Origin of the sequence: Microcoleus sp. Pol10D4 (assembly GCF_036701555.1) — a bacterium.
In the GTDB taxonomy this organism is placed as follows: domain Bacteria; phylum Cyanobacteriota; class Cyanobacteriia; order Cyanobacteriales; family Microcoleaceae; genus Microcoleus.
Genome location: NZ_JAUBRA010000113.1, coordinates 1 through 10,050, shown reverse-complemented (window position 1 = coordinate 10,050; position 10,050 = coordinate 1). Strand labels below are relative to the sequence as shown.

Sequence of the window (10,050 nt, the reverse complement as noted above, 5' to 3'; positions counted from 1 at the left end):
GACTCCCATCCAAATTGCCAACACGATTCAACATATCTATAATCTCATTCTATAGTCTTCTAGCGGGAAGGGAGTATCAACCGCAAGCGCCGGATCAAATCTTTTAAATAAATGCAGCCTCTGTCGTTGGCTTTATCTGGGCTGACGTTTGCTAAAATATATTCTAAGTAAGTAATTTTGGCTTCTTTTTTTAGTTGACCTAGAGTTTCTTTATCGACAATTCGCACTAATCGATGAAAACTAGAAGTTTCATCACTCAACATTTCCTGAAGCAGTCGATTGAGTTCATCATTGTCATCCTCAGTCTGAGCTTTTTCATCAATATAATTTTTTAAACCTTCTTGCAATTCTTGTTGAAAAATATTGGCATTTCCGACAGAAATAGTAACTTTGTGAAACTTGAGCAAGGAATCGCTTCCAGTGCCCAATGGTTCCAAAGTTAGCTTCTTTTTTTGCAAATTGTAATGTTTTTTGTCGAAATCGTATTTGAAGCCCAACTGACTTCCGTTGCCTTTAAAAGAATCTAGAAGACTGGTTAAGCTATTTACAAATTTTTCAATGGCAACATTTTGTCCTAAAATAGATTCTAATTGCTGCCGCAAACACTGTTGAATCTGCGTAATTTGACTGCCAAAAAGCTCCTCAACTTCTGGCGGAAAATTAACCGTAGCAGCATCTGCTTGACGTTCAAAGGAACCCAAGGGTGTCCGCACTTGCATTTTTGCAACATCAGCAGCGATAGCATCAATATCGACGATCAGACGGCGGCGGTCATCTGATATATTAAACGGGTTTTTCGATTGCAAAACTTCTAAAATCTTGTCCAGCAAATCGCCATAGTCCACTGGAACTAAATCGCTGTCATCCAATCTTAAGAGGTTCACCCTGTTAACTCCTTCAAAAAGCTTGAATCCACTCTTTCACATCGTACTCAGTCCAAACCCCATTTACCCAATAAGGATCTGCCTCAACCAATTGTCGCACCTGTGCCTCATCTTCGGCTTCGTAAATTGCAAAAACTTTTGTTAAATCTTTTGTAGGCCCGATCGTACTTAACACACCCGATTCCTTCTGCTTAGCCAATCCCGCTAAATGAGCGTCTCGAAACGGAGCGCGTTTTTCGAGAACATCTTCGCAGTAACTTCCCCACATCACATATTTGGTCACGGTTTTGAGCCTTAGATGAATTTGTTTAAAAGTTATTGTACAATAATAGTAGCAGGATTTGACGAGTTTTTATAGGGTAAAATTGATTAACCGCAGAGGGCGCAGAGGTCGCTGAGGAAGAGAGGGGAAGAAGAGAGAGGTTTGTTAGAGAGAAGGAGGTTACTATGACTTTATTAGACATTCGTCTGCTGACAGTTCATGAATATGACCGGATGACGGAAATTGGTATTTTTGACGAAGATGAACGGGTGGAATTACTAGCAGGACAGATAGTAAAGATGGCAGCAAAGGGAACAGCTCACGGTGCGGCGATTGCGCGCACGAAGATATTATTGGATAACCGTTTAGGAGAACAGATTTTTGTGCGGCTGCAAGACCCGGTTCGGATGAATAATTACTCGCAACCTGAACCGGATATTTCTGTAGTTATACCAGATCCACTTTACTATGAAGACCACCATCCAATTCCTTCAGAAATTTATCTGATTATTGAGGTTGCGGATACTACGCTGAGAACGGATTGTGGGATTAAAGCGAAAATTTATGCTGAGTCGGGAATTACTGATTATTGGGTTTTGGATGTGAATAATCGGCAACTCCACGTTTTTCGAGAACCGAGTCAGGATGGTTATCAAAGTCGGGTGATTCTTGCGGATGGTGATAGTATTTCTCTTTTGCGGTTTCCTGATAGTTCTTTTTTTGTGCGGGAGATGTTGCGGCCGTTAAGTTATTAACTTGTTCAACAAATTTAGGACTCGCTTGGCCGCAGAAACCGGGTTTCTCTGTTAATAGTTGGTTGATGGCGGTACATCTTGGAAGAAACCCGGTTTCTTAGTCTTTGCGTGTAAGAAATCGAGAGAGGGCAGGCACTTTTAGCACCGCCCCTACAATTAGCTTCTCAAACTAACGCCGAATTTCTCAACTAAAACATCCCGCACTTTTTGTTGGGCCGGTTCGACATCGCTTTCGCTCAAAGTTCGATCGCCCGCGCGGTAAACTAACCGAAAAGCCAAACTCCGCTGTCCCGCCGGCACGTTGTCGCCCCGATATTCGTCGAACAGTTCCACGGAATCCAGCAAACTACCCGCCGCCTTTTTCATCGCACTCTGCATCTCAACAACCGGAACTTCAACCGGTGCGAAAAACGCAATGTCTCTGTCTGAAGCGGGGAAACTCGAATAACCCGCGAATTTGCGAGTTAAGTTGCTCGATCGCCCTAATTCACCCAACAGCACCGCTAAATCTAATTGAAACACGTAAACCTGCTCAGGCAAATCCTTTTCCTGCTGCAATTGCGGGTGCAACTGTCCGAAAACTCCTAAATGTTTCCCGTTTAACGATAACGCAGCGGTGCGGCCAGGATGCAAGCGCGTATTAGAGGAATCGCTTTGATATTGCACCGCCAAACCCAACTCCTGAAACACGCTTTCCAAAACCCCCTTAGCCTCAAACCAAGTCAAAGGTCGATCGCGCCCGGACTGCTGCCATTTCCACACAGTTGGATCGCCGCCGATAATCCCCGCAACTGCATCGGCTTCCTTCATTGCATCCCCATCTTTCCAGAAAATGCGGCCGACTTCAAAACCGTTTAGTGCGCCATTTCCCTGTTCCAAATTGTACTGGAAAGCATCAATCAAACCCGACAGCATTTCTGTCCGCAAAGCCGAATACTCCACAAACAACGGATTCGCCAGCACCACCTGATTATCTCCCTCAGTTTTCACCAAAGAATAGTGCATCAACTCGGTCAAACCTGCAGCCCGAAAAGCCGATCGCACATTCCGAATTGCCGCATATTCCGGCGACAGATAACCGGGTTCCGTTTTGCTGGGCAAAGTATCGCAGAAATTGTCATAACCGTGGAGTCGGGCAACTTCTTCAATTAAATCAATTTCCCTTTCTAAATCCCGGTAGCGGTAAGGAGGAACAGTTATCGCAAACACCCGTTCTTTTTCCGTCGGCACAACTTCGCAGCCCAAGGCTATGAGAATGTTTTTTACCTCTTCCGGTTCCAGATATTTAGAACCGCCCGTTTCCGCTCTTTTCAACTGCCCCAAAACCAGATTTACTCGGTCTAAACGCAATTCGAGCGATCGCGAAAAACTCAAATCATCGCCCGAACTCGCCGTTTTCTGCACCGTCGCAGTGCCTCCAGCCAACTCTAAAATTAGAGCTACAGCGCGGTTGCAGGCCGTCGCCAAGGCCGCCTGATTCACCCCCCGTTCGTAGCGGATCGATGCCTCGCTCCGCAGGCCTTGAGCGCGGGCAGAACGGCGAATCGTTGCCTGGTCAAAAATCGCTGCTTCCAAGACTAAATTTTGCGTTCCTTCGTGAACTTCCGTATCTTCACCACCCATTACCCCAGCTAAGGCAACAGGTTTGTCGCTAGCAGTAATTAACAGATTTTGAGCTTGCAAATTGCGGTTTTGTCCGTCCAAAGTTTTGAAGGATTCGCCTGTTTTGGCAAAACGGACGCCGATGCTGATATCTTGAGTACCTGTGAAAGATTGTAGGCGATCGCGATCGAAAGCGTGTAGCGGTTGTCCCCATTCCAGCAAAATGTAATTAGTTACGTCAACTACATTATTAATCGGCCGCACTCCCGCCGCCTGCAACCGCTGCTGCAACCAAGCTGGAGAAGCAGCAATTTTCACACCTTCAATTGCCGTGCCGATGTAAATCGGGCATCCTTGCGGTTCCGATATTTCTACTGCCAAACCAGGACTTTCTTTGCCCTCAATCGCCACACCATTCGCTTCGGGAATTCTCAAACTCGCCCCAGTCAGCGCCGCCACTTCCCGCGCCACGCCCACCATGCTCAAAGCGTCTGCCCGGTTGGCAGTTGCTGTCAAATCTAAAATCACATCGTCTAAGCCCAAAAGTGGGCGAATATCGCTGCCCAATTCGGGATTTTCTAACTCAAAAATGTGAATGCCTGCTGACTCTTTAGATAGTCCCAATTCCGCCAGAGAGCAAATCATTCCTTCGGAAGGAACGCCCCGCAATTTAGCAGGTTTAATCTTTAAATCAATAGTCGATAAATAAGTGCCGACAACAGCGACAGGCACATAAATGTCTGCTCTAGCGTTGGGTGCGCCGCAAACAATATTCAGAGCTTCTGAAGAGCCGACATCCACTTGACAAACTCTCAATTTGTCTGCATTCGGATGCTGTTCGCAGGCGATGATTTTGCCCAAAACTACACCGCTTGCCCACGGGCGGCGGTCTTCAATTTCTTCAACTTCAAAGCCTGCCATTGTCAGAGTTTCGGCTAATTCTTCCGGCGATATTGCCACATCCACCAATTCCTGCAGCCACTTTAGAGAAATACGCATAATTTAGTCAGTAGTTAGTTGTCAGTGCTCTGTAGTTATTAGTCATTAGTCGGCGCCGACGGGCTACGACTTTTGAGTCCCAGAATTTATTCGGGAAAGCTTTTCATAGCATACTAATTTAATTTTGTCAAGACTGTTATGGTACACATCAGCAAAAACGAGGGATCGGCCCAAAGGTAGATGTTTACTGGGGGATGAGTAGCATTCTCATTCAGAGAATGAGGTATGCTAGATACATCTAACAACGCAAAAAGCACTTAAGTTTAGAAAGACTTTACACAAAAAAGCACAACTTTAGCAAGTCTTTAAACTATCTTCAAGGATAATCAACCGAAAAAACTCAAACCAGCGAGATAATCAAAATAGGGAAAAGATATCGGCTTAAAAGACTTAGGTGCAATTCCAATTCGCGATCGAAGGCACGGCTTGCCGAAAACTGATAGATTAGTATGTCTACCAGAAGCAGGAACAGGCTATTTGTGCAGTCGAGCGACGCTGACAAGATCAGAACAACATAGGCAAACTCAATCAATATGAGCTACTGCGTAAATCCGGGCTGTCCCCATCCTCAAAACCCTGCTGACTCTATTCTTCAGTGTCAGACTTGCGGTGCGCGGTTATTGCTGCGCGCTCGCTACCGAGTCATTGAACCGTTAGGACAAGGAGGTTTTGGAGCTACATTTCTGGCAAAAGACATCTCATTGCCCGGTCAACCGAGTTGTGTAGTCAAGCAACTGCGACCCAGTAGTTCGTCGCCGCGAGTTTTAGAAATGGCGCGGGAATTATTCAAGCGAGAGGCAAAAACCCTCGGCCAACTGGGCGACCACCCGCAAGTACCGAGGCTGCTAGACTATTTTGAAACGGAACAGCAATTCTACTTAGTTCAAGAGTATGTTAAAGGCTCGACTTTGAAACAAGAAGTCAAGCACTCAGGCCGTTTCAACGAATCGGATGTTAAAAATTTTCTATTAGAAATTCTGCCAGTAGTGCAATATATCCACAGCCAAGGAGTAATTCACAGAGACATCAAACCCGCAAATATTATTCGCCGAGTTCAAGACAGCCACTTAGTTCTGATTGACTTCGGAGCGGTAAAAGACCAAGTTAGCCAAACAATATTATTAGACCCCGCCGACCAAAGCGCCAACACGAAATTTTCAGTCGGCACATTTAGTTTTGCTCCCCCGGAACAAATGGCGCTGCGGCCGATATTTGCCAGCGACATCTACGCGGTGGGGATGACTTGCTTGTACTTGCTGACAGGAAAATCGCCCAAGGATTTAGATTTTGATGGAGTAACCGGCGAAATTGTTTGGCAGCCCCACGTTCAGGTAAGCCCAAATTTTGCGCGGATTCTCGAAAAAATGCTGAAGCCGATGGTTGGTCACCGCTTCCAATCAGCAGCAGATGTCCTCAGAGCTCTCTCTGGCGAATTTGAAGACCCAAGTCTTGTGGATGGCTTGGCAACTCAATTCAACGGCTCTTCTCGTGCTGTTGAAGAACCGACAATATTTAATGACGAGGGTTCTTCGTGGTCACGCCCTGAGAGCAAAATTAATCAAGATTTACGATCGAACCACACCCGCGCTGGTAGAACTTCCTTCAGCCAATCCGGGAACACGGGGATGCAGCCGAGAGTTTCCCGGACTCTGGCTGAGTCCGGCAGAACTTTCGGAACGGTTGGACCTTCTAGCGGTAATTTAGCAGCGTCAAAGCTATCGAAAGTTGCTCCTAAGTGGGACACCAACAGCGTGCGAGCGGCATATTTTAAAGGCAAGCGTGATTTTGCTGACTGCGAACTGTCGGGTTTGCAACTGCAAAAAGCGCAGTTAGCGGGGGGGAATTTTTATCAGGCTAGGTTGGTGAAGGCAAATTTGCAAGCAGCGGATTTGTCGGGGGCAAATTTGGGTCACGCGAGGTTAATTCATGCGAATTTGCGAGATGCTAATTTGACTGAGGCTTATTGCAGCACTGCCAATTTTGAAGGGGCGGATTTCCGAGGTGCTGACTTGACGGGGGCTTATTTGACTAAGGCAAATTTGCGGGGAGCAAATTTGTGCGGGGCGAATCTTACGAACGCTACAGTTTCTGAGGAACAACTGGCAATGGCCAAGACCAATTGGCTTACTGTTAAGCCGGATGGTAAGCGGAGTTTTGGATTTTAAGCAGTCATGGGGCATGGGGCATGGGGCATGGGGCATGGGGAGTTGTTAGCTGCTACTAATCACCAATCACAACAGTCAACAGTCAACAGTCAACAGTCAACAGTCAACAGTCAACTTCCCACTCCCCCAGTCAGGTGAGTCGTCAGGAGGAAGCTCGATCGCCCCAAAGCCGCCTAAATTAAAAACTAGGAATGGAGGATTCGATCGCACCTAAACATGAAACTGCTCAACCCCCGCACTCGAACGCTTCTGTACACCGGCATCCTGGCGCTGGCCTACTTTGTTACCGGAAAACTCGCAGCGTCGATGCTGGGACTGGTGAAAACCGAACCCTCCCCCGTGTGGCCGCCCGCCGGTATTGCTCTAGCGGCACTGCTACTGCAAGGGCGACGGATGTGGCCGGGAATTGTCCTCGGTTCAGTGCTGTTAAACTCTACCGGCGGTGTACCGTCGGCTGTCATTGCCACATCGGCTTTTAGCGTCACCCTGCAAGCGCTGGCTGGAGAGGCTTTGCTGACTTGGAGCGGATTTTCTACCAAACTCGATCGACTGCGAGATGTTCTGGCTTTGGTAGCGGGCGCTGTCATCGGGTCTACTTTCCTCGGCTCTCTCCTCGGCAACTTGGGTACGTGCATTTTTGGTTGGGCTCAGTGGAGCAATTTCCCTCGGAACTGGTGGACTACGTGGCTCGGAGACGGCATGGGAATTTTGATTGTGACGCCAGTGCTGCTGACTTTAAAGCACGCCGTTAATAATTTTAAATCTCCACTAAAAAACCCCATTATTTCAACTTTTATCGCATTTTTTAACAGAGAGAATAATCAACTACCAATTACTAATCGCAGACACACATTTTCGGCAACTAAAAACCGTTATAATCTTCTATTTTTAATTATTAATTATTCAGAAATAGCGCTGTGGCTGACTCTCTTGCTGAGCGTGAGCTGGCTGTTTTTTTGCTCAAAAACACAAGCGGCGATCGCTCAGTATCCGCTGGAGTATCTGCCTTTTCCTCTGATAGTTTGGGCTGCCCTGCGGTTTCAATCGGCGGGAGCGATTTTTGCTTATTCGATCGTGTCTTACATCGCGATTTGGGGAGCAGTGCAGGGAGGCGGCCCGTTTTTGGCCAAAAGCGATAATCTCAAACAGGCGGTTTTATTTTTACAAGCTTTTACCGGTACGATCGCCCTTGTGGCTCTGATGTTGGCCGCCGCCGTAGCAGAACGCCAGCAAGCGCTGGTGGAGGTGCGCCGCACGGCCGCCATGCTGCGCGATCGCGAAGCTAGTTTAGCCAACGCTCAGCGCATCGCTCACTTGGGAAATTGGGATTTAAATTGCGCCGCCCTCACAGCAACTGACAACTGCGAAGAATCCGCAGAACATCATATATCCAATATCGAATTGCGGTGGTCAAACGAACTTTACCGCCTCTTGGGTTTTGCTCCTGGAACTGTCAAACCGACACCAGAAGTTTTTTTGCAGGCCGTACATCCAGAAGACCGAGAATTGGTGGCGCGATCGCAGCGCCAAGCTATGTTGCAGCGCCAAGCCTATTGCATTAACTACCGAATTGTGCTGGCAGATGGCTCCGAACGCACTGTCTGCGAACAGTCGGCAATTGAGTCAGGGGCGATCGCCGCCACAGTCCAAGACGTTACCGAACGCCACCGCGCGGAAACCGCTTTGCGGGCGTCCTCCGATCGCGATCGCTTGCTCTCAGAAATCGCCCTGCGAATTCGCCAGTCCCTCGACCTAGAAGAAATTCTCAATACTACTGTTGCGGAAGTCCGGCAATTTTTTAAGGCAGACCGCGCTTTCATCGGTATTGTGGATGCGGGCGGGGTACATCTTCCTAGCCCGGTGTACGCTAAGGTTGTTGCCGAGTCTGTGGGTGCCCAATGCCGTTCTCTTTTGGGGTGGGTACTCGCTGACGAAAATCTACTCGAAAACCAGAAAACTTTTTATGCTAACAACCGCGTCCGATCTATCTCCGATACTGCTAGCATTCAACTCAGCGTTCCAATTGCCCAATTGTACAGCGACTATCAAATTCGCGCGACGTTAAATGTGCCGATCTTCCTAGGGGATGAATTGTTCGGGATCTTGGCCGTCAACCAGTGTTCTGGGCCTCGCCAGTGGCAGGAATTTGAAATTGATTTGTTGGAAAAACTCGCTACCCAAGTGGCGATCGCTCTCCAGCAAGCCCAACTTTTGCAGCAGGTAAAAGCTCTCAATGCCAACTTGGAATCTCAAGTGGAGGAACGCACCCACCAACTACAGCAAAAAATGCACGAGTTGCAAGAAAGCAACCGCCTGAAAGACCTATTTTTGCACGCAGTTTCTCACAATCTCCGCACTCCTGTTATGGGAATGTTAATACTGCTGAAAAACTTGCTCAACAAATCGCCGTCTGACTCTCTACAAGATGTTCCGGTTTCTCGATCGATTTTGCAGCGCATCGTTCAGGCCAGCGAACACCAGTTGACGATGGTTAATTCCCTGCTCGACGCTCACGCTAGCGAGGTCAAAGGTATTGTTATCAATACTTTACCGCTGCATTTGCCGTCTTTAGCTTCAGCCATTATTGCCGATTTAGAACCGATGCTGGCAAAAAATCAAGCAACTTTGACTCAGGATATTCCGGCGGATTTGCCACAAGTCAAAGCCGATCGCCAACACTTGCAGCGGGTGCTAGAAAATCTGTTGACTAATGCTATTAAACATAATCCTCCGGGAGTCAATATAACTTTTAAAGCCGAGGTAATTGCAGTTGAAACAGCGCTAAGTTATGAAGAAAATTCCCAGGCTTTAACATCGCCCAATAATCCGCTTGCCCGCTGTATCGCTAACGGGATATCTGCTGCGGGCGATCGTCCTCGGATAGGCGAGACCACCCAGAAAAATCAGGAAACCCTGGCCAAATTCAACCTCGACGGCAGTTGCAAAATGCCCCGCTATCAGGGTCAAATTGGCAATATCGGCAGCAAATTGCCCGGAGTCACCGTAAAAATGGTTCGCTGTACTGTAACAGATAATGGAGTGGGAATCAGCGCCAAACAGCGGGAATCTCTATTTGAACTTTACGTTCAAGACCCTAATAGCCGACAATTAACAGGGCTGGGTTTGGGCTTGTACCTCTCCAAGCAAATTATCAAAGCTCACGGCGGCGAAATTGGCGTCGAAAGCACTCCCGGCGGTGGTTCGACTTTCTGGTTTTTGTTACCTGCTGTCAACTCGGACGAGCCCTCTTTCTCAATTCTTTAATCTCTAATCTAAAATCCGCGCAACCGCTAAGTTTTTCGACTCACAGTCAACAGTCAACAGTCAACAGTCAACAGTCAACAGTCAACAGTCAACAGTCAACAGTCAACAGTCAACAGTCA

At 47.6% G+C, this 10,050-nt stretch carries 6 protein-coding genes; 3 read left to right on the top strand and 3 right to left on the bottom strand.

Annotation, left to right across the window (positions count from 1 at the left end; genetic code table 11):
• Positions 1 to 59: 59 nt before the first annotated feature.
• Together QUA36_RS29830 and QUA36_RS29825 are read right to left on the bottom strand one after the other, a co-directional pair.
• Complete coding sequence (locus tag QUA36_RS29830) at positions 60 to 884, bottom strand: hypothetical protein (RefSeq protein WP_333459995.1); 825 nt, start codon at positions 882 to 884, stop codon at positions 60 to 62.
• Positions 885 to 897: 13 nt separating this feature from the next.
• A complete protein-coding gene (locus tag QUA36_RS29825) occupies positions 898 to 1,167 on the bottom strand; it encodes a YciI family protein (RefSeq protein ID WP_190662223.1) in 270 nt (89 codons plus the stop codon).
• Between the two features lie 164 nt (positions 1,168 to 1,331).
• On the opposite strand from QUA36_RS29825, the gene QUA36_RS29820 reads away from it, so the two are divergent.
• The gene (locus QUA36_RS29820; RefSeq protein ID WP_333053900.1) at positions 1,332 to 1,901 is read left to right on the top strand and encodes a Uma2 family endonuclease; all 570 of its coding nucleotides are present in this window, start codon (positions 1,332 to 1,334) and stop codon (positions 1,899 to 1,901) included.
• Between the two features lie 156 nt (positions 1,902 to 2,057).
• On the opposite strand, the gene pheT is transcribed toward QUA36_RS29820, so the two are convergent.
• Entirely contained in the window at positions 2,058 to 4,502 is a 2,445-nt protein-coding gene (pheT, locus tag QUA36_RS29815; protein ID WP_333459994.1) for a phenylalanine--tRNA ligase subunit beta, read from the bottom strand.
• Positions 4,503 to 5,035: 533 nt separating this feature from the next.
• Here pheT and QUA36_RS29810 point away from each other — a divergent pair.
• Positions 5,036 to 6,667: a serine/threonine-protein kinase gene (locus QUA36_RS29810; protein WP_333162407.1), complete on the top strand. Its 1,632-nt coding sequence runs from the start codon at positions 5,036 to 5,038 to the stop codon at positions 6,665 to 6,667.
• A 216-nt stretch (positions 6,668 to 6,883) separates the two neighbouring features.
• Positions 6,884 to 9,931, top strand: coding sequence for an MASE1 domain-containing protein (locus QUA36_RS29805; RefSeq protein WP_333459993.1), 3,048 nt, complete (start codon positions 6,884 to 6,886; stop codon positions 9,929 to 9,931).
• The last annotated feature ends 119 nt before the right edge of the window (positions 9,932 to 10,050 follow it).